The organism is Pseudobutyrivibrio xylanivorans (assembly GCF_008935055.1).
Classification (GTDB): Bacteria; Bacillota; Clostridia; order Lachnospirales; family Lachnospiraceae; genus Pseudobutyrivibrio; species Pseudobutyrivibrio xylanivorans_A.
In genome coordinates this window covers 2043459-2063859 of sequence record NZ_CP043028.1, presented here as the reverse complement: position 1 = coordinate 2063859, position 20401 = coordinate 2043459, and the positions used below count along the sequence as shown (strand labels likewise).

General features: G+C 40.5%; 14 protein-coding genes. 8 read left to right on the top strand and 6 right to left on the bottom strand.

The window, feature by feature from the left end:
• Positions 1–103 precede the first annotated feature (103 nt).
• Genes srtB through FXF36_RS09345 form a run of 3 tightly spaced genes read left to right on the top strand, consistent with a single transcriptional unit; the run spans position 104 to position 3954 of the window.
• The gene (gene srtB, locus FXF36_RS09355) at positions 104–1282 is read left to right on the top strand and encodes a class B sortase (protein WP_151623501.1); all 1179 of its coding nucleotides are present in this window, start codon (positions 104–106) and stop codon (positions 1280–1282) included.
• A gap of 41 nt (positions 1283–1323) precedes the next feature.
• Entirely contained in the window at positions 1324–3276 is a 1953-nt protein-coding gene (locus tag FXF36_RS09350) for a hypothetical protein (protein ID WP_151623500.1), read from the top strand.
• Positions 3277–3300: 24 nt separating this feature from the next.
• Entirely contained in the window at positions 3301–3954 is a 654-nt protein-coding gene (locus FXF36_RS09345; protein ID WP_330583174.1) for a lysoplasmalogenase family protein, read from the top strand.
• Here the strand turns inward: FXF36_RS09345 and FXF36_RS09340 are convergent.
• The gene (locus tag FXF36_RS09340; RefSeq protein WP_151623498.1) at positions 3938–6490 is read right to left on the bottom strand and encodes a hypothetical protein; all 2553 of its coding nucleotides are present in this window, start codon (positions 6488–6490) and stop codon (positions 3938–3940) included. The two genes, FXF36_RS09345 and FXF36_RS09340, sit on opposite strands and share 17 nt — an antisense overlap.
• Positions 6491–6615: 125 nt before the next feature.
• On the opposite strand from FXF36_RS09340, the gene FXF36_RS09335 reads away from it, so the two are divergent.
• A complete protein-coding gene (locus FXF36_RS09335; protein WP_151623497.1) occupies positions 6616–8796 on the top strand; it encodes an LTA synthase family protein in 2181 nt (726 codons plus the stop codon).
• Between the two features lie 548 nt (positions 8797–9344).
• On the opposite strand, the gene FXF36_RS09330 is transcribed toward FXF36_RS09335, so the two are convergent.
• Complete coding sequence (locus FXF36_RS09330) at positions 9345–10838, bottom strand: ISLre2 family transposase (protein WP_151622274.1); 1494 nt, start codon at positions 10836–10838, stop codon at positions 9345–9347.
• Between the two features lie 226 nt (positions 10839–11064).
• On the opposite strand from FXF36_RS09330, the gene FXF36_RS09325 reads away from it, so the two are divergent.
• Positions 11065–12267: an IS110 family RNA-guided transposase gene (locus FXF36_RS09325; protein WP_151623496.1), complete on the top strand. Its 1203-nt coding sequence runs from the start codon at positions 11065–11067 to the stop codon at positions 12265–12267.
• Positions 12268–12478: 211 nt separating this feature from the next.
• On the opposite strand, the gene prs is transcribed toward FXF36_RS09325, so the two are convergent.
• The 4 genes from prs to murC form a co-directional block, all read right to left on the bottom strand.
• Complete coding sequence (gene prs, locus FXF36_RS09320; protein ID WP_151623495.1) at positions 12479–13657, bottom strand: ribose-phosphate pyrophosphokinase; 1179 nt, start codon at positions 13655–13657, stop codon at positions 12479–12481.
• Between the two features lie 21 nt (positions 13658–13678).
• On the bottom strand, positions 13679–14671 hold the full coding sequence (locus FXF36_RS09315) for an ATP-binding protein (RefSeq protein ID WP_151623494.1): 993 nt from the start codon (positions 14669–14671) through the stop codon (positions 13679–13681).
• A 17-nt stretch (positions 14672–14688) separates the two neighbouring features.
• A complete protein-coding gene (locus FXF36_RS09310; protein ID WP_151623493.1) occupies positions 14689–15825 on the bottom strand; it encodes a DnaD domain protein in 1137 nt (378 codons plus the stop codon).
• Between the two features lie 214 nt (positions 15826–16039).
• Positions 16040–17419, bottom strand: a complete 1380-nt coding sequence (murC, locus tag FXF36_RS09305) for a UDP-N-acetylmuramate--L-alanine ligase (RefSeq protein ID WP_151623492.1) — start codon at positions 17417–17419, stop codon at positions 16040–16042.
• A 306-nt stretch (positions 17420–17725) separates the two neighbouring features.
• Here murC and FXF36_RS09300 point away from each other — a divergent pair, with 306 nt between their 5' ends.
• From FXF36_RS09300 to spoVG, 3 genes are read left to right on the top strand one after another with little or no spacing between them, the layout of a single operon-like run.
• Positions 17726–19000 (top strand): glucose-1-phosphate adenylyltransferase, encoded by a 1275-nt coding sequence (locus tag FXF36_RS09300; protein ID WP_174819737.1) that lies wholly within the window; start codon positions 17726–17728, stop codon positions 18998–19000.
• Positions 18997–20130: a glucose-1-phosphate adenylyltransferase subunit GlgD gene (gene glgD, locus FXF36_RS09295; protein WP_151623490.1), complete on the top strand. Its 1134-nt coding sequence runs from the start codon at positions 18997–18999 to the stop codon at positions 20128–20130. Before FXF36_RS09300 ends, glgD begins: the two co-directional genes overlap by 4 nt.
• 4 nt (positions 20131–20134) lie before the next feature.
• A complete protein-coding gene (gene spoVG, locus FXF36_RS09290; RefSeq protein ID WP_028235339.1) occupies positions 20135–20395 on the top strand; it encodes a septation regulator SpoVG in 261 nt (86 codons plus the stop codon).
• Positions 20396–20401: the final 6 nt, after the last annotated feature.

Genomic DNA, 20401 nt, shown 5'->3' with positions numbered 1-20401 from the left:
AAAGGGTTAAGGGTAGTCACTATTGGCTACCCTTAATTTAATGCAAAATTAAATCTGTTGTGATAGACTTAGGTTAATAACATGGGCATAACGGGGAGGCTACATGTCGGGGAAGAACAGGTTTATCATAGGCGGGTTTGAGTTTGAGACCTACTATGAGTACAGAGCAGCACAGGAAGATGTTAAGAAGATAGAGTGCATCAACGAGGAGCTTGACATTCAGGATCCTGAGGTTGCTTTGCGCCTTTATAATGACATTCGTGACGGCATCATCGTCTTCAATAGCCCAATAGGAAAGCAGTATGCAGAGCATGTGGCAGATATTGTGGCAAACAAGTCTGCAGGTATGCTTGATGACAGAGAAATAATAGAGGAAGCAGCGGGTAAGGCCAAGAGTTCTAGGAGACTGGGCCTTATTTTTGTGTCTTTGGCTGTGGTGCTGGTTGTGGTATTTGCAGGAGTAGAAATCAAGGATGTTGTTCAGACCAGAAAAATAGCCAAACAGATGGAATCTGCCCAAAAAACCTCGGACACTAATAATTCACAAAATAACGTTAATATTAATAATAAAATTGACGATATAGGTTCTGTAGAGGATTCAAATGGGGGTGAAAGTGTAACCAATTCAGCCTCAGCAAATGTTATCGAAGAGGATTTGATTAACAGTCCTTGGGATACAAATTATGCAGAGGATGATAGAGCAATTCTCCCAGAGCTGACGGATTTATATGCGCAGAATCAGGATTTAGTAGGGGTTTTGACAGTGGTGGATACAGATATAAACTACCCTGTTGTACAGACTCCAAATGATCCAGAGTACTATCTCAGAAGAGATTTTAACGGAAACGATAGCACGGCGGGTACATTGTTTGTGGACTATCGCTGCGACATAGTAAATCCAACCACTAACACTATTATTTACGGACATAATATGCGCTCGGGAGCAATGTTTGGTGGCCTTAAGAGATACCTTAAATACGATTATTATCAGTCACACAAGACAATTATATTTAAAACTCTGTATGAAGAGCAGGAATATGAAGTAGTGGGAGTGGGCTTGTCACAGGTGGGTTATGACGATGATGATGCCTACAAGTACTACAATTTTATAGACGCAGTGACAGGCGCTGAGCTTCAGGAGTTTTTAAATAATATTCAGAGTTTATCGGCATTTGATGAGACTATCGATATTTCAAGCACTGACAAAATATTGACTCTCAGCACGTGTAATACTTACAAGGAAGACGGAAGAATGTTCATCGTAGCAAAGAGAGTCAAATAATGACACTTTAAATTCTCTTAGGTTTTAGGGATGGGGATGCTATGGTGAAAAAAGGATTTTTAAAAAGAACAGGATGTATTCTAATTAGCGCATCTATTATTCTGGCGGGCTGGACCTTTGCGGGAAGCTCAGTTTCTGAGGCAGAGCTGGAAAGGGAAACCATAGAGGCTACGGTTGAGACACCGGCAGAAGATTCAAATATTACCCTTTCGGAAGGTACAACTGAAGAAAGTGAAGCTCAGACTGAGACTTCGGATAATGCTGGGCAGCAGGATGCTGTGGCAGAGGAAACAGTTGAGGTTCCTGCAACAATGATGTTAAGATCTGTTTCTCCATCATTACTTACAACATCTCTTGCAGCAACATCATCTACTGACAGTGAAGATGAGGAGTACTCTGGCACAACACTTGTAAAGGTTCCAGCATCAGCATCTTCATACACTGTAAAGGCTGGAACAACAGCTATTGCAACAAACGCACTTAAGGGAAGTAATGTAAGTACATTAACATTTGCAGCAGGTAACTCTATTACAAGTATTGGCGACCAGGGTGGTTGGCCAGCAGATGGAACCGAGATTTACTGTCCAGGATGTACTAAGAATTCTTATGTTGTTAAGCATTTTACAGAGAACTTTTACGATAGAGATATTTATGTATATTTCTATGACGAGCCAGTAGTTACTGAATATACGATAACAATTGAATATCAGTTGATCTCTACTACTGGGGATATTACAACTTATTCCTATAAAAATGATTCCAGCATGAGATTTACAGTCTCTGAGGGACAGACTCCTAAGTGGGATGCACCTGAAGCAAAGACTATCAATGGTATTATTTACAATAAACTTTTGGGGCCTACTCCAGATTTTGTGGCTGCTGCTGAGGATGCGACCTATACATATAGCTATCAGGCAACATCAGATACACCAGTGTATTACACGGCGACAATTAATTATCTTTTACAGGATTCATCAGGAAATACTGTTGATACAGTAAAAGCTGATTCAAAGACATATTTAGCTGGAAATATACCTTCTCATTCTGCACCAAGTACATATACAAGTGGTGGAACAGCATATGGATTGATTTCTGGTCCAAGCCCAGCATTTTCAGCATTACTCAAGGATACAACCTATACGTATACATATAAAGCAGGGGCTACGCCTACAGTTACCCCAACACCTACACCGACTCCAACTCCAACTGTTACACCAACACCAGGCACAAAGATTTATACAGTAACAGTTTATGATGAGTTCTACAAGGCTAATAAGAGCACAATGATTAAGAGTGTTACCCGTTCAACAAATAAGTATACAGAGGGTAGTGCATATTCATTTAATGCAAAATCATACTCAGGATATACTCATTGGGGACAGAGGAATGAGACTGGTATAGTTACAGGAGATACTAAGGTTTACTTCTTCTATGCTGAGACAGGAAAGTCTGATAGTACATCAGGAAGCACTGGCACGAAGAATTCTTCTAACACAAAGGGAATAGATACGACACTTCAGGGCATCTATCAGATTACTGAGGGCGCAAACCAGTCTGTTGGTTCAAATGGTGGCCCTGTTAAAATCACATGTAATGGTCCTATGGATAAGCTTCGCAGAACAATGGTGGATGGCGTGGATATTCCACAGGGCAAATATACACTTGAATCAGGCTCAACTATTCTTACAATGACACATGGCTTTATTCAGAGCTTGTCAGCTGGAGAGCATGTGGTAAGATTTGAGTATACAGATGGTTATGCAGAGACCAAGCTTACAATCACTGGTAAGACAACAACTACGGTTACTTACAAGGTTGCAGCAGATGGCACTATTTCATCAGGACATAAGAAGGATTCAACTCCAAAGACGGCGGATGGATTTGATCCTAGATATTTGCTTTGCATAGCAATCTTCCTGCTTGGTGCAGGTGCAATTCTCATGGGAAATCAGAGAAGGCTTGAGTCTATTCTAGCAGGACGTGAGGAAGAATAATAAGAGAATAAAGGATGGAGAAAAATGGTTGTTGAGACATTAATTTACGTGGCATTAATAGTAGCATTGTTTTTCGTATGTGATAACAGTTTATCCAGGAGGTACTATGTCCCTTTAAAGGTGGTATGTAGTGCCTCCTTTTTAGTGATTCTATGGATAAATCAGGTGTTCTCACAAAAGCTGTGGACAATGTTTTGGGCACTTCTGGCCTGCTTCGTAGGTGATTTGCTAATGGGCTGCTATAACACCTTTTCAAGCAAGCAATTTATGGCGGTGGCAATCATTGCATTTATGTTTGGCCATGTAGGACTTTTGAACTATATGTGCAGGATTACAGATAAGACCAGCGTGCTGGTGTATACGCTTCCGGTGCTTTTCTGTGGATTGATGGTGACAATGAGAAAACTGTTTCACCTGCATATGGGAGTGCTTTTTGTACCATCGTTGATTTATACATATTTTGTTTCCACTATGACTATGAAGGCTTTGGAATGTGGTTTAAATGGAATGGTGTTGACGGGGATTGCCGGAGTGCTGTTCTTGCTGAGTGACTTTAGTATATTGTTTTTGTATTTTTATCATTTTAGAGGGGTAAAAAATAAGCGCATAGTACATTACATAAATCTTGCAACATACTATGCGGCTATTCTTTTGTTTATTTTTAGTTTAAATAGCTGACGAATACGTTTCCGAAGGAACCAAAGTATTCTGAAGCTTCGGAGAGGGACAGCTTTTTGTTAGTGCTGGTTTCTGGGTCAAAGCAAGTGATTGAGCTTGAGTCGTAGCCAATGATAAGTAAGGCTGTATCGTCACCTGTGTAAGCGTAAACTGGGCTGCCCAGGCTGACATAGTAAAGCACTTCATCAAGGGTTGCGCCAGTTAAATCAAGGATTGTGTAATCCTTAAGTGTTTTTGAAAGAATTGAAATAGGCGTTTCGCCAGATTCCAACAGTGTGTGGACCTGAACATTTTCACCTGCCTGAACTAGCATTGCTGAAAGAGCTTTAGCTGCGCCAGTGGCTTCTGAATCGCTTGAGCCAACGGCGATGCCTGTGATGGCATTCTGGTAGGATTTTCTTCCACGTTTCCAAATGTATTTAGGCTCATTATCAAGAACGATACCCATGTTTTCATCTGCTTCGGTGATGGCAGCTATCAGGCTGTCAGTTGCCAGAGTGACCTTATTTCCTACATATACAAAGTACTGTGTTGAACTTGTACTTGTAGCAACGGAAATATTGCGGCTCTCATCAGCAAGGACCAGGTTTGTTACCTTGTATTTGATTTTGCCCAGCTTTTCGTCCTCTTCAAGGGGGGGCATGTTGAGCACAACCACCTGCTGTTTCACATCATCCATCTCTGTTGTGATAGGAACGGCTTTATTTTGCTCACCAGCGCTATTCTTGATGGTGTCCTCATCTGCAGGGAGGATATTTCCCTCTGCATCCACTTGAATACGGTCAAGGTAGATGGTGTAGGACTCAAGTCTGACGCCTGTGATATAGTAGCCACTTTTTGTATAGGTTTTAAGCTCACGCTCAGAGCCAGCAGAGATATCAGAAATAGTCAGCGAGTACATTGGATAAATCTTGGTGCCGGCGCCGTCATTGGTGATATCTTTTTCGTAGATACGTCCGTAAATAAGATCGTCATCAATAAAAGCAAGAGGCTTCAACAGCTGGCCAGAGCCTGCAGAAATATCAAAGTTATTACCGGTTTCCAAATCCATGATGTGGATGGCTTCTGACACAGTGGATTCATCCATCCAGGCAAGATAACGGCGAGAGCTTGATGAAGCATACTGGGAATCATCAAGCCCAGTTAAAAGCTCTTTGGTGGTCAAATCGTTAAGGTTCATATATAGAAGAGTTCCATTGACCATAATGTAGAACTCGTTGTCAGCAGTCTCATAAAGTAAATCCGAGAAGTTGGCATTCAGAATTTGGAAAGAGCTTGTTGAGGTGATAAATACCTGCTCAGTTGAGATGCTGCTAATTGCATCGTAGTGGAACAGGTTGATACCACACTGGCCCTCGTGAGGGCCTGAGTTCATATAGCCATATACAACAAAGTCCATGGTACCAGACTCATCGATGTTTAGAATAAGAATTTCATGCTGATTGTAGGTTGAACGTGAGTCTGTAGGGTTGTCTACAAAGCTAAAGATTTCCTTCACCTGACGGTCTGTCTGGTTGTATTCAAAAAGGCTACCGTTCTGAACGAATGAAACAATGGTACCAGTTTCGTTTGAAAGATACTGAACATCAGCATCTGTGATGCCGATATTTACAAGGTTACTTGAAATAGCAACTGAATTCTCATCAAGAAGCTGTTCCATGGTGCGGTCGTAAGCTAAAAGATAGATTCTGTCAGAGGTATAACGAATACGATAATCCTCTGAGCAGGTGTAATATTCGGACTTGCCATTATTGTCCAGATTGAGCATATAATTCAAAGTGAGACTAATATAGTTAGTGCTGATATCAGTGAGGGAAATATTGGTATTTCCAAGTTGCTTGCCCTTAAAAGTACCATAATTAATCTGCGAAAGATTTGAATTGATGGTAACGTGGCTAAGGTCCTGATTATTACCAGATGACTTTGGCTCAATGTAGGTTGCTAAATCAGTGGCATCCTCAGATAGAGCAGTATTATGGAAATACTGAGCGAAATCAATGATTTCTTCCTCGTTACAGCCTTCAGGCTGCATTATTCTGGTGTAGTAGTTAACATCCTTACCGTTACAGGCAAGAGTGATTACCAGGAGGTACTCTTCGTTTTTATCGATGAGGTTTTCTGCCTGGAAGCTTGTAGTAATGAATCCATCTGAACTTTTGAAGTTCAAATCATTTTTTGAAATATTACGCTGGGTATCCAGAGAACGAATCTCGTAGGAGATGTTTGAAATCTGGTTGTCCTTGCTGTCTATAGATAAGGAAATATTTCTCTTTGAATCCAGTGGAATGATGGCGTCGCGCATATAGGCAGGGTCCATTTCCGACACGTAGCCATGAAGCTCTGTGGTGGCATCATTTAGATAATTGATTGAAACCACAGGAAGTGTTGGTGAGGATTGGCTAGATATCTCCGCTTTTTCAGATATATTTGTGACAATTTCAAAGAAAATTAGTGATACTATAAAAACCGCCACTAAAAGAACGATACGTCTGATGGTTTTGGTGGGAATACCCTTTTTGTAAAACTGTAATTTCATAAGGGGCTCGCTTTCTTGCTTAATAAAAAATAAAGTGTTATAATCCGTGGGATTATTGTAGCACTAATCATTTGATTAATCTATTACTACTATATTATAGATATTTATGGCTTATCGGAGGTTTCATGAAAAAGCTATTAGGTAAAATCAAATCGGGTTTTCACTGGCTTGGAGATAATATAAAAAAGCCTTTTATAAAGCTCGCAAACTCAAAGGCTGTTCAGGGTTATCTGAATGGAAAATTCCATAAGAAATGGATGCAGCTTTGGGACAAGAGTGCATTCTGGATGCAGATTCCGCTTTCCCTTCTGATTATATTTATTATGGAATGGCTATCTAGACATTCATTTGCGGCAGCTTGCGGTTTTGTAGTTCATCATACAGGTCCATATCTTTTTAATTCATACTGTGTATTTGTAGCACTTTCAATTGTGTTCCTTAGCCGCAGACGTGGATGGTGGAGAGTTTTCATCAGTATGTTCTTCATTATCCTTGGAATTATAAACTGTGTGATTCTGTTGAATCGTGTATCACCATTTGGATACACTGACCTTTATATGATTGGAGACCTGCTGACAATGCAGGATTCCAACTACTTCTCAGCACAGCAGGCTATGTTAGCTATTGTTGCTCTCATTATTTTTATAATATTGATGGTGCTGTATGCGATAAAAGGTCCAAAGAAGCAGGATGTAAAACCATTCTGGCAGAGACTGATACTTGTGGTTGCACTTTTTGTTTCTCTTTACCCATCAACAATATTGCTTAGAAATTCCGGTGTCATGACATCATATTTCGGAAATCTTGCTCAGGGATATTTGGATTACGGTTATTTATATGGTTTCTCTACCTCAGTATTAGACAGAGGTATGAACAGACCATTTGGTTATTCAGAGTCAAAAATTAATTCGATTGTTGAGAAGGATGGAGCCTACATCCAAACATTACAGACTGCTGATGGAACACGTCCTAACATCGTAGTTATTCTTTTGGAATCCTTCTATGATGTAAGCGAGTGCAAGTTCCTTGAGACCAGCGAAGACCCAATTCCTTTCATTCACTCACTGGAACAGAACTATTCTACGGGACACTGCATTGTTCCTGTAGTTGGTGCAGGTACTTGTAATTCAGAGTTTGAGGTGCTTACAGGTCTCAGTTGTGGCTTCTTTGGCCCAGGTGAGTATCCACAGAAGACAATTCTTAAGCAGGTTGATGTTGAGAGCTACGCAGATGTTCTTTCTGAGCTTGGCTATGGCACTCATGTTGTTCACAACAATGGTGGTAACTTCTACTCAAGAAAGAATGCCTTCTCCCAGATGGGATTTGATACCTTTACATCAAAGGAGCTTTTGGATATTACAGAATATACTCCACTTGGCAACTGGCCAACAGATGATATCCTTCTTCAGGCTACTATGGACGCCATGGATACCACAGAGGGCAGCGATTTTGTATACACTATCACTGTTGAGGGGCACGGTTCATATCCAGAGTATGAGGTTGAGAAGGACCCAGAGATCAAGGTAAAGGCTCAGGGAAAGACTGAAGGTCAGAATTATGCGTGGTCATATTATGTAAACAGAATTCACAACGTTGATGACTTCATAAAGCAGTATATCCAGGCTTTTGATGAGCGTGGCGAAGACACAATCGTTATCATGTTTGGCGATCATCTTCCAACTATGGGTCTTACAGCTGACGAGATTGCTACAGGAGATTTATACAAGACAAAGTATTTTACCTGGAATAATTTCGGAATGGAAAAACAGGACCAGGATTTGACCACATATCAGCTTGTTTCAGAGTATTTAAACAGACTTGGAATCCACAATGGAAACATCAATGGATACCATCAGACAGCGATGGCTGAAGGCAAGCAGTATGGAACTAACGACTACATGAGTGACTTGAGAATGCTCCAGTATGACATCATGTACGGCAACCGTTATACTTATCAGGCAGGCACAGAATACAAGCCTAGCGACATTATCATGGGCGTAAACGAGGTAACAATAGATAAAGCATACTTCTTCAATGGAAAGCTTCATATCTATGGTGATGAGTTTACCAAGTGGTCAAAGGTATATGTAAACGATGAGCAGGTTTCTACCAAATATGAATCTGGTCAGGTGCTTACAATAAAGGCCTCAGATGTAAAGAACGGAGACAAAATAAAAGTCTGCCAGGTTGGTAGCTCGAATACAATCTTCCGTGAGTCCAACGAATATGTAGTTTACGATCCAAACTACGTAGAGGAAGAAGAAAACGAAATCGAAGAAGCTGACAGCGCAGACGACGGCGAATAAACTATGCAAATATTAGGCGGCTTTCCACTATTTTTGTGGGGCCGCTATTTAGTACCATAAAAGTGTAGTTGTTAGAGAGTAATTAACTCTGACATCTGCACTTATTTTTTTATAATAAGGGGAGTAATTGGTATGGCGAGCCGCTTTTTGGATTATCACATCCGGCAACAAAAACTGTCAACCAACCCCTTATTATAAGGGCAGCGTAAATTTGTACTCGGAAATCACAGAAAAGACTATCCCTGTGTTTTTGTGACAAGAATTAGATTTGTGATTATCTTACTATTTTTCTATTCTAAAAGGAAGCCCTGCTCCGCAGCCCTCTGATTTTGGTTTAAAAGCCGTACTTTTTTGTACGACAATTAATCCTTCGTTTGCTTGTTGATATTTTATCTGCCTTGAAATGGGTGTCAAGGACTTCAGCCTTCGGTGCGTAGCATCCTTGACTCCCATTTCTGGGCAGATACACTGTAAATCAAGCAAATGAAAGATTAGGTTTGTGCGAAGCACGTTTATTAAAGGCAACACCGTCAGGTGTTGTTTCCTTTTTACAGCTTTCCATTCAACATAAACAATAGCTGCTTACTATTTTGAACACTCATGCTTGAATGAATTGCCTCTGAATATTTACCGTATTCTCGCAATAGCTGACTTCTCTTGTTTTTTTCTGATGCCAGGACATCATTAGCAGTCAATATAACTTCTTTTGCCCCCGCTGCCATCGGCAGTTCTTCTTTTTGGAATTTTGCAAGTTCAAGCATGTCTTCATCGTTATAATAATACTCACGCAGACGAGCCATCTGATTTGCTCCATGTTTACTCCAACCCATCGCTTGCGTACTCATTCTACTAGATAACACATGATATACATGCCCTTCTGCCGAACAAGCCAACACTCCTTCATGTTTTCTTAAGCGATATTTAGCTGCCATCCAATTTGAACTTATGTAATCAGCTGATGCCGATATTTTTGCAAGTATATTTTCTGAGGAAGTGTATTCTTTTAATCTATCAACCAGTTTTAGAAAATCAGCATTTGTTTTGCTTCTTATCGTTTTATATATTTCAATCCTTACATCATCTTTAGAATCCTTCATGTGTGAAATCATTCTAGAAACATGCTCTGATATATGAAATTCATCTAATACAAATGTTACATTGGCTAAACCTCTATATCCAGTTTTTATCCATGCTCCTCCGTCAGCATTTATATATATTTTCTTTATTTTTTCTACATCATATGTTGCCTCTACATAATCAAAAACTTCCTTCCATAACTCTTTATTGTCCTGTTCATCTCCACGACAAAAATAGTGTGTTCCAACAAGTCTATTTCGTTTACTTCTCGGTGCTTCAGGCTCTATTCCTTCAAATACGTAGATAATCTTATTAATAGAACCATTTAGCTTTCTGCCATAATCGTTGTACTCCAAATCACCACGCACATCCTTAAACTGGAGATGATAGTGATCCTCATCTGCATCTATATATAAATAATCCACTTCCTTTTTAATTTCGGGAATCTGGAAATTCTTTGGGAATTTTGTTTTATGAAGCAGATTTTTTACAGTTGTTTTAGTAACCCCTTCAGGAATAGATGCTACCTCACCAGCCTTCCGATATGAAGTCTGAACAGCTTCACTATAAATGTTCGCCATAACGTCTTCTGTCATCTGCTGATTATCGCCTAGACCAATCAACTTATCTAACAGATAGCATAATTCTTCCTTCTCATCTGAATTAGTGTTCTTTGAAACGTATAGTGCTCTTGTAAAAGTAACTCTTCCAAGAGTTGTAAGAACCTGTCTCGCATCAGCTTTATGTTCAACATTCCATAGGCGTTTTCTCTTTGGTAATTCCTTTAGAAGTATATCCATTTCCTGCAACACAGATTGAATAAATAATCGTCCTAACTCATCTGTTTCCTTCTTAGTTGCAATGACCAATTCAGCTAAAGACTGTGGATTCTTATAAAAATCAATCTTAGCATCATATAAATTTGTGATGAAAACATCTGCGAAATACTTTATAATTTCTTCCATAAAAAGAACATCCTCCCTTGTTTTATTGTTTTCGCAAATCAATAATTTATCACAAAAGAGGATGTTCTTTTTTTATTTGTTTAATTTTCCGATAAAAATTTTACTCTAGCCTTATTATAAGTATTCGCTTAAGCAGGTAGGGATAAGCTCCCGTGTAACCAACTAAAATGAATGGTAATAAGTGTGGGTGGTAAACAATTACTAATTCAAGTATAGGAGGTTATGTATGATCAGCGTAGGTATTGATGTTTCAAAGGAGAAAAGTACAGTGTGTATACTGAAACCTTATGGAGAGATTGTCGCAAGCCCATTTGAGGTAATGCACACAGAGAGTGAGTTGAAGAATCTGATTCAAATGATTCAGCGGCTGGATGGAGAAATTCGTATAGTTATGGAGGCAACCGGCATATATCATTTGCCAATGTTGTCAGCGCTTCAAGACCAGAACTTTTTTGTGACTGTGATCAATCCTTTTGAAATGAAGGAGTATGCATCCAGAGGGCTTAGAAGAGTAAAGACCGATAAGCAGGATTCAATCACTATCGCGAACTATGGAATTGATAACTGGTATCGCTTGGAAAACCATCAAGGAAGTGATGATGTGTACTCAGAACTAAAGCTTTTGGGAAGGCAGTATTGCCATTACATGGAGCTTCACGTAAAGGCACTGCTTGAATTAACGCATATGCTGGATTATACAATGCCAGGAGTAAAGAAGGAGTTTCACAGTTGGAATGAGAGCAGCGGGAAGGACAAACTAAGTGATTTCGTAGAGAGGTACTGGCATTTCGATAATATAACGGCGATGACCAAAGAAGATTTTATTGAGGATTATATTTCCTGGGCTGCCGAAAAGAAATACCACCAGAACCGATCAAAAGCAGCTACGCTTTATGATCTTGCATCTGATGGTATCCCGACATTGCCTGCCAATACCCCATCGACCAAAATGCTGGTATTGGAAGCAGTAAGGGTACTTCGAGAAATCGACAGTACCTTACTGAAGATAATAACACGAATGAAAGAACTGGCAAAGACACTTCCTGAATATGAAACTGTACGAGCGATGGGAGGTGTTGGGGATGTCTTGGCACCTAAACTGATTGCGGAGATAGGCGATATAAGAAGATTTCATAGTGGTAAGGCGCTTATTGCATTTGCAGGTATAGATGCACCGCCATATGAGTCCGGCCAATTTGTGGGAACTAATCGAAAGATTAGCAAACGTGGTTCAAAGCTACTGCGCAAGATTGGTTATGAGACAATGAGAGTTTTAAAAACGCACAAAGCTCCAGAGGATGATGCGGTATACCGGTTTATTCTAAAGAAAGAGGCCGAAGGGAAATCTAAACGTCAGGCTAAGATAGCAGGACTAAATAAGTTTCTGCGAATTTACTACGCTCGTGTAAGCGAAGTTTACAAAGCATAAAAAGTAGAAAATACAGCTTATTATTGGCTGATGAAAGTCAGCCTTTTTAGTGTGCACAAAAATAATAAGAATAGGGCAAAAAGAAAATCTGCTGGGAAAAGCAATTTACGCTTGACTTTTCTTAGCAGGTTTTTCTGCCCTTGCAACCTAGTGTTACAGGGCAGAAAAATAGCGGCCCCTGATACACAGGAAGCCGCCAAGTATTCGTAAATTAATATTCGCCGTTTTTGTATTTGTTGATGAGCTTTTCGATACGTCCGTATGGGTTGAGGAGCTCTGAGATTGAGCACTCGTGATTGAGAGTATCGATGATGTAAGCGATGTATTTTGACATATCGCACTTGATGAAGTATGGCTTGTTAAGTACTTCGTCTGTGAGGTATGTGAGGTTTGTAGTAACAACCTTGTAGATGATGCCTTCCTCAACGGCCTTGTCAAATTTGTCCATGCCGTTTGTGAAAAGACCGAATGTAGCAACTACGAAGATGCGCTTTGCATTGCGCTTTTTAAGCTCTGTAGCTACATCTATCATTGACTCGCCTGAAGAAATCATATCATCTACGATGATAACGTCCTTGCCAGCAACGTCATTACCAAGGAATTCGTGAGCGACAATTGGATTACGTCCATCAACGATGCGGCTGTAATCACGACGCTTGTAGAACATACCAACATTAACACCCAAAACAGAAGCCATGTATACGGCACGCTTTGTACCACCTTCATCAGGTGAGATAATCATGAGATTATCATTGTCGAGCTTTAAGTCCTTGCAGTTCTTGAGGATGCCCTTGAGGAACTGGTAAGTAGGAGATACTGTCTCGAAGCTGTGAAGTGGAATAGCATTCTGAACACGTGGGTCGTGAGCATCAAATGTGATGATGTTATCAACGCCCATGTTAACAAGCTCCTGAAGTGCCATAGCGCAATCGAGTGATTCACGACCACTTCTGCGGTGCTGACGTCCTTCGTAAAGGAATGGGATAATAACGGTGATGCGCTTTGCCTTGCCCATGGCAGCAGCAATAATGCGCTTTAAGTCACAGAAAATATCATCTGGACTCATGTGGTTTTCATGGCCACAAACAGTGTAAGTAAGGCTGTAATTTGTAACATCAACTAGGATGTATAAATCAAGACCTCTGACAGACTGCTTAATTTCCCCCTTAGCCTCTCCTGAACCAAAACGTGGACAATCTGCTTCAACGATGTAGGAATCACTACGATAGCCTGCAAGTGTGATGATAGACTGGTCGCTTTTGCGTTCCTGTCTCCACTGAAGAAGATAGTCATTAACTCTCTCCGCGATGGCTGTACAGCTCTTGTGTGGTATTAAACCAAGCTCAGCCATAGGTGGTGTGTTTTCCAACACGATTTCATTATTTGGCATTGTTTGCTCCTTGAAAGATATTTATTTATTCATCATTACTTTTTTAATACGAATATCGTCTCCGATAAGCCTGATGGCATCGTAATATGAAAATACTCGTGAAGTAATGCGTTCGCTGTAGGTATCTCTCATTTCCTCGAGAGAAAGATTTGTGGAAATAACCGTCGATTTGCTTCTAAGTAGTCTTTCGTTTAAGCACTGGAATAGTTTGGTAATAGTGAAATTATTAGGAAATTCAGTGCCAAGGTCATCAATGATTAATAAATCACAATCAAATATCGAATCATGAAGATCTGCCATATCGGCATTCTTCTTGAAGGTTTGTTCTTCAAAAACTTTAAAAAGCTCAGATGCTGTGAAGTAAATAACAGATATGCCTTCGTCTAAAAGAGCTTTTGCGATGCAATTGGAAAGAAAAGTCTTACCGCAACCTGTCTGTCCAAGCAACAATAAATTACCACCTTTTGCCTTAAAATTCTGCACAAAGTTTTGTGCTCTTTCTAGGGCTATTTGTGCAGTGGCACGAGCGCTAACGCCGGAATTACCCTCAAAATAATTTTCGTCGTATACATTTAAATCAAAGAAGTTGAAATTCTCCTTTGAAAGGATGTTGTTAAGGTTGGACTGTTTGTAAACAATATTAAGTGCAGCCTGCTTGAAACAGTGGCAGCGTTTGCCATTTATGTAGCCTGTATCCTTGCAGTCTGGGCAGTCATATGGTGGCTCAAGGTAATCAGCTGGAAAGCCTGCAGCTTCCATAAGCTTAATGCGGCGATCCTTTAATTCAGAAAGTCTGCGACGACTTGCAGCTGCAGCGCTTTCGATATTTTCGCCGTTGAAAATTGCAGTGATAGAAGATACAGAAACCTTTGAGACTTCTGCATCAAGCTCTGAAAGTGTTGGGATGGCAGAATACACCTCATCAGTGCGGTAAGCAACGATTTGGTTGTTTCGTGCCTGTTTATGGTTATATTGACGCATAAGTGCATCGTATTGTTCGTTTGATAAAGCCATATTCTCCCCCTTATTAACTAATTACCTAATATCCTCTTTTCGAGTTCATTAAAGTCATAATCTCGCTGTGAGAAATTGTGGAACTTTGAGCTGGTCTTGGTACGCGAAGCAGTGGCAGTGTTTGCGGCAGCTGTACGCATGCGATTTGCAGATGAAATCTTTGCGACGGTGGCAGCTGTATGCTTCTGATCAAGTGCTGCAATGTCCTCAAGTGATTTTACGTTATCTTTGTTCCAACTTTCAAGAATAGAATCTGCATATTTGAAGCTTGGTTTGTTAGTCTGAAGAATAGTGCGCTTGCATGCTTCACAGATGATATCTAAATCGAAGCCTAAAGCTTTTGTCCACTTTTCAACATAATCAAGCTCAGATTCAACTAAATCACGTCCGCTGATACCGAAAGCTCTCATGATTGAGTAAACAGTGTTGTTTCTGGTGCTGGAAGCCTTAACTGCATCTTCAACGCAAGTGATGCCTTCCTCAGCCCAGTTGATAGCAACAGTGTTCATGTAGTGGAAGCTCTTGTGTCCATTGTCGATGCAGGTACCAATGAGATATTCGATAAGGTCCATTGGCATATGCAAATCTGTGTGCCAGAAGTAAATCTTGTTTGCCTCTGTGCGGGATAATGGACGTCCCAAGTAGCTTTCTGTAGAAAACTTAAGGTCGTTTACTTCGGAATCAGAGAAGAAGCTTGTAATCTGATCTGAAGTGTAATCCTGGTCGGTATTTACCATATTTGGTTTAACAGCAGGGGCTCCAGCAGATGTAGCTACGCTAGAAGCAGCCGTATAGTGTACTGAATTAAGATGTGATGTGATGTTGGAGATGACAGGCCCGCCAGCCTTGTCATATCCATTCACATCTACTAAGTAGATTCCAGAAAGCTCATTATCTGGTGAATACTCAAGGCGAAGCAAACCCACTTTCTCCCAATAAGTAAAAGCTCGCATTACGTCTTTTTCTGTGTGGTCTAAACAGTCCGCCAACTGCTCGATGGAAAAATCAAATCCATCGTTATTGAGACAACGCAACAGATAAAGGTAAACCTTTACATATTCCCCATTAGCATCCTTCATGAAATCCTCTATGAAAGTATTAGAAACACAAGTAAAGCCTGTGTTTGTGCTAGTGTGCAACATGATGTCAGCCATATATTATTCATCTCCCTCATTAACTTGAGGCAAATTATAGCAAAGTAAAATCAAAAAGAAAAGGGCTGAGGAGCCGCAAAGCCTTGTAAATAAAGGGTTTGTGGCGCTTGTGGATAATGTGGAAAAGTGTCCTCAGAATAGTAAAAAAGGGCTAAAAAAATCCACATTTTTTTGTGGGGAAAATCCCTTCGAAAAATGTGGATAATGTGGATAATTATTCGTCAAGTAGATTTTCGCCTACTAAATACACGTCTCCAGCACCCATAGTTATCAACAGGTCATTGTTTAAAAGATTTTTTTTCAAAAATTTTTCACATTCTTCAAATGTGACTAAATAATGGGCCTCAACACCCAGCTTTTCAAGTCGATCTGTGATGTCTTTTGAGCTGACACCGTAGATGTCTGGCTCACGGGCTGGGTAAATGTCTGGCATAATAACGATATCAGCAGTGCTGAGAGCCTCTGCAAAGTCGTCAAGAAAGCTGAGCGTACGTGTATATGTGTGAGATTGGAAGCAAACAATCAGACGGTTGTGTGGATAGTTTGCAGCTGCAGCAAGGCTGGCCTTAATCTCTGTTGGATGATGTGCATAGTCGTCGATAACGGTTGCACCATTGTAAGTGCCCTTGTACTCAAAACGACGATGAGCACCTCCGAACTTGGAAAGCCCAGCGATAATGTGGTCGTAGCTAATACCCATTTCCATGCAAAGAGCAATGGCAGCAAGGGAGTTGCTTATGTTGTGGTCACCAGGAACATTAAGCGTTACACGTTCTAACTTCTTTCCAGCAAAAACTGGCACGTAGCTAGCGCAGCCTTTCTCATTGTAAGTAATTTCTGAGGGCACAATATCAGCATCACCGTGAAGAGCGTAGGTAATAACCTTGCACTTTAAATCATCAGTGAAGTATTTAACATTATCAATCTCGTTATTGATGATAAGAAGACCATCATCGGCTGTATTGCCCGCAAACTTCTTAAAAGATGCACGGACATTTTCAAGGTTCTTAAAGAAATCAAGATGGTCAGCTTCCACGTTAAGAATAATGTTGTACTTAGGGAAGAATGAGTGGTAGCTATTGGTGTACTCACAGGCCTCAGTGATGAAAATATCACTGTCTCCAACGTGAACATTGCTGTGGATTGCATCAAGGATACCGCCAACGGAAATAGTAGGTTCGTCAGCTGTCTCAAGAAGAATCTGGCTAATCATCGAAGTAGTAGTGGTCTTGCCATGTGTACCAGAAACAGTGATTGAACGAGTGTAATTCTCCATGATTTCACCAAGAAGTTCGGCTCTTGTAAGCATTGGCTTGCCGCTTGCTTTTGCAGCCTGGAATTCTGGATTGTCCTCACGAATTGCAGCAGTGTAAACAATAAGGTCGATATCATCAGTGATATTTGCTGCAGCCTGTGGATAATTAACTCTGGCTCCAAGTGCTACCAGATGTTTTGTCAAATCCGATTCATCGCGGTCAGAACCAGAGATGGTGAAGCCTGCGCCTAAAAGAATTTCTGCAAGGCCACTCATACTGATTCCACCGATGCCGATGAAATGGATATGGATTGGTTTTGTGAAGTCTATTTTGTACATGAATTTTCCTTCTTTATTATTTGTAGTTTTACCATGATTTACGATACCCCCAATTGGTGATACTTTCAAGGCTAAAGTACGAAAAAATTGTTAACGGATTTAGTGATTTTTACGGGGAGTTGTCAAATAATTAACAAATTCATGGTAAAAATAAGAATAATATTGCGTGTAAATTGCCACTTTGTTATACTAATTGTATAAGTTTGCGAATTCTGTCGTGAATTAGCGGGCTTTTAGAAGGGGAGTGCAATGGGGTTCTATATGCACATTCCTTGACTGACACCATGAGAAAGGCAGATGATAGGGATGATTAGAAAAGAAATGATCGCAATGCTTTTGGCTGGTGGGCAAGGAAGTCGCTTGGGCGTATTGACGTCTGACGTGGCAAAGCCAGCCGTTTCTTTCGGAGGCAAGTATCGTATTATCGATTTTCCTCTGTCAAATTGTATCAATTCAGGAATTGATACCGTTGGCGTACTAACTCAGTATCAGCCACTTGTTTTAAATTCGCATATTGGAATTGGTATTCCATGGGATTTGGACAGAAATAATGGCGGTGTTACAGTTCTTCCACCATATGAGAAGAGTGACACATCTGAGTGGTATTCTGGTACAGCTAACGCAATTTTCCAAAACCTTAAGTACATGGAGAGCTATAATCCGGAGTATGTGCTTATCCTTTCAGGAGACCATATTTATAAGATGGATTATGAAGCCATGTTGGATTTTCATAAGGCAAAGGGCGCAGATGTTACAATCGCTGTAATACCTGTTCCAATTGAGGAAGCATCGCGATTTGGAGTTGTTATTGCTGATGATGAAAAACGAATCAGCGAGTTTGAGGAGAAGCCACCTCAGCCACGTAGTAACCTGGCTTCAATGGGTATTTACATTTTCAGTTGGAAAGCACTTAGAGAGTCACTTGTGGCTCTTAAAGACCAGAGCAATTGCGATTTTGGTAAGCACGTGCTTCCATACCTTCACGAGAAGGGTTCTCCAATGTATGCTTACGAGTTCAACAGCTATTGGAAGGACGTTGGAACACTTGGTTCATATTGGGAAGCCAATATGGAGCTTATAGATTTAATACCAGAGTTCAACTTATATGAAGAATTCTGGAAGATTTACACTAATCAGAACATCATCGAGCCACAGTTTGTAGCAAGCACAGCTGTCGTAGAAAAGGCGATTGTGGGTGCGGGTGCTCAGATATATGGAGAAGTATATAATTCAGTACTAGGCGCTGGCGTAGTGGTTGAAGAAGGAGCGATTATCCGCGATTCAATCATTATGGAAGGCGTTACGATAGGAAAGAATTGCATAGTTGATAAATCGATTATTGCTGAGAATACAGTCATTGGTGAAGGTGCCAAGATTGGTCAGGGCGAAGAGGCAGAGAGTAAGCTGAATGCCAGCATCTATTCATTTGGATTAGCAGTTATCGGCGAGAATTCTACCATCCCAGCAAATGTGACAATAGGTAAAAATACAGCTATCAAGGGCGAGACTAGCGATGCGGATTATCCTGACGGACAGTTAGCTAGTGGCGGCTATATTATCAAGGCAGGTGATCGATTATGAAAGCATTAGGAATTATACTAGCAGGTGGAAACAGCAGCAGAATGCAGAATTTGACGGACAAGAGAGCAATTGCTGCAATGCCAATCGGAGGAAGCTACAGATGTATTGATTTTGTCCTTTCAAACATGACAAATTCACACATCCAGACAGTAGCAGTACTTTCACAGTACAACGCACGTTCATTGAACGAGCATCTTAATTCATCAAAATGGTGGAACTTTGGTAGAAAGCAGGGAGGTCTCTTCCTCTTCACACCAACAGTTACTACTAATAATAGCTGGTGGTACAGAGGTACTGCCGATGCTATTTGGCAAAATATTGATTTCTTAAAGAAAAGACACGAGCCATATGTTATAATTGCCAGCGGTGATGGTGTTTACAAACTGGACTTCAACAAAGTCCTTGATTACCACATTGCAAAGCAGGCTGATATTACAGTGGTTTGTGCTAAGCTTCCTGAGGGTGACGACATCAACAGATATGGTGTTGTATCCATGGACAGAGACGGCAGAATTACAGAATTTGAAGAGAAGCCAATGGTGGCCAATTCAGATCTTGTTTCAGCTGGTGTCTATGTCATCAGAAGGCGTGCTCTCATCGATTTATTGGAGGAGTGTAATCGAGAGGGCAGATACAATTTTGTTACAGACATTCTCATAAGATACAAGAGCATGAAGAAAATCTACGGCTATAAGATGGAAGGCTATTGGGCTAACATCGCTGACGTGGACAGCTACTTCAAGGCAAACATGGATTTCTTACGCAAGGATGTTAGAGATAATTTCTTCCACACAGAGCCAGGAGTCTTCTCAAAGACTCATGACCTTCCACCTGCAAAGTACAACACAGGTTCAAAGGTTACAAACTCACTTATCTCGGGAGGATGTATCATCAACAGTACTGTGGAGAATTCTGTATTGTTCAAGAAGGCTTTTGTTGGCAACAACTCAGTTGTTAAGAATTGCGTTATTTTGAACGGAGCATACATAGGTGACAACGTGCACGTTGAGAATTGCATTGTTGAGAGCCATGAGACATTGCTTAGCGGATCAACGTATATAGGGGAAAATGGTATCCGCATTGTTACCGGTAACAAGAACAGATATGATATGCCAATTGGGGAGGTATAGCACAATGCAAATTACAGACATCAGAATTCGCAAGATCGAAAAAGAAGGCAAAATGAAAGCTGTTGTTTCAGTCACAATTGATGAGGAGTTTGTAATTCACGACATTAAGATTATTGAAGGAGATAAGGGACTATTTATCGCCATGCCATCAAGAAGGGGATCTGAAGGCGGCTATAAGGATATTGCGCATCCTATTCGCTCAACCACAAGAGAGCAGATGCAGACAATGATTCTTAATAAATATAAGGAAGAGTTCCCAGAATAAGATAAG

Coding starts and splice junctions, on each gene's coding strand:
- srtB (WP_151623501.1), top strand. CDS start 104: ATGTCGGGGAAGAACAGGTTTATCATAGGCGGGTTTGAGTTTGAGACC.
- FXF36_RS09350 (WP_151623500.1), top strand. CDS start 1,324: ATGGTGAAAAAAGGATTTTTAAAAAGAACAGGATGTATTCTAATTAGC.
- FXF36_RS09345 (WP_330583174.1), top strand. CDS start 3,301: ATGGTTGTTGAGACATTAATTTACGTGGCATTAATAGTAGCATTGTTT.
- FXF36_RS09340 (WP_151623498.1), bottom strand. CDS start 6,490: ATGAAATTACAGTTTTACAAAAAGGGTATTCCCACCAAAACCATCAGA.
- FXF36_RS09335 (WP_151623497.1), top strand. CDS start 6,616: ATGAAAAAGCTATTAGGTAAAATCAAATCGGGTTTTCACTGGCTTGGA.
- FXF36_RS09330 (WP_151622274.1), bottom strand. CDS start 10,838: ATGGAAGAAATTATAAAGTATTTCGCAGATGTTTTCATCACAAATTTA.
- FXF36_RS09325 (WP_151623496.1), top strand. CDS start 11,065: ATGATCAGCGTAGGTATTGATGTTTCAAAGGAGAAAAGTACAGTGTGT.
- prs (WP_151623495.1), bottom strand. CDS start 13,657: ATGCCAAATAATGAAATCGTGTTGGAAAACACACCACCTATGGCTGAG.
- FXF36_RS09315 (WP_151623494.1), bottom strand. CDS start 14,671: ATGGCTTTATCAAACGAACAATACGATGCACTTATGCGTCAATATAAC.
- FXF36_RS09310 (WP_151623493.1), bottom strand. CDS start 15,825: ATGGCTGACATCATGTTGCACACTAGCACAAACACAGGCTTTACTTGT.
- murC (WP_151623492.1), bottom strand. CDS start 17,419: ATGTACAAAATAGACTTCACAAAACCAATCCATATCCATTTCATCGGC.
- FXF36_RS09300 (WP_174819737.1), top strand. CDS start 17,726: ATGATTAGAAAAGAAATGATCGCAATGCTTTTGGCTGGTGGGCAAGGA.
- glgD (WP_151623490.1), top strand. CDS start 18,997: ATGAAAGCATTAGGAATTATACTAGCAGGTGGAAACAGCAGCAGAATG.
- spoVG (WP_028235339.1), top strand. CDS start 20,135: ATGCAAATTACAGACATCAGAATTCGCAAGATCGAAAAAGAAGGCAAA.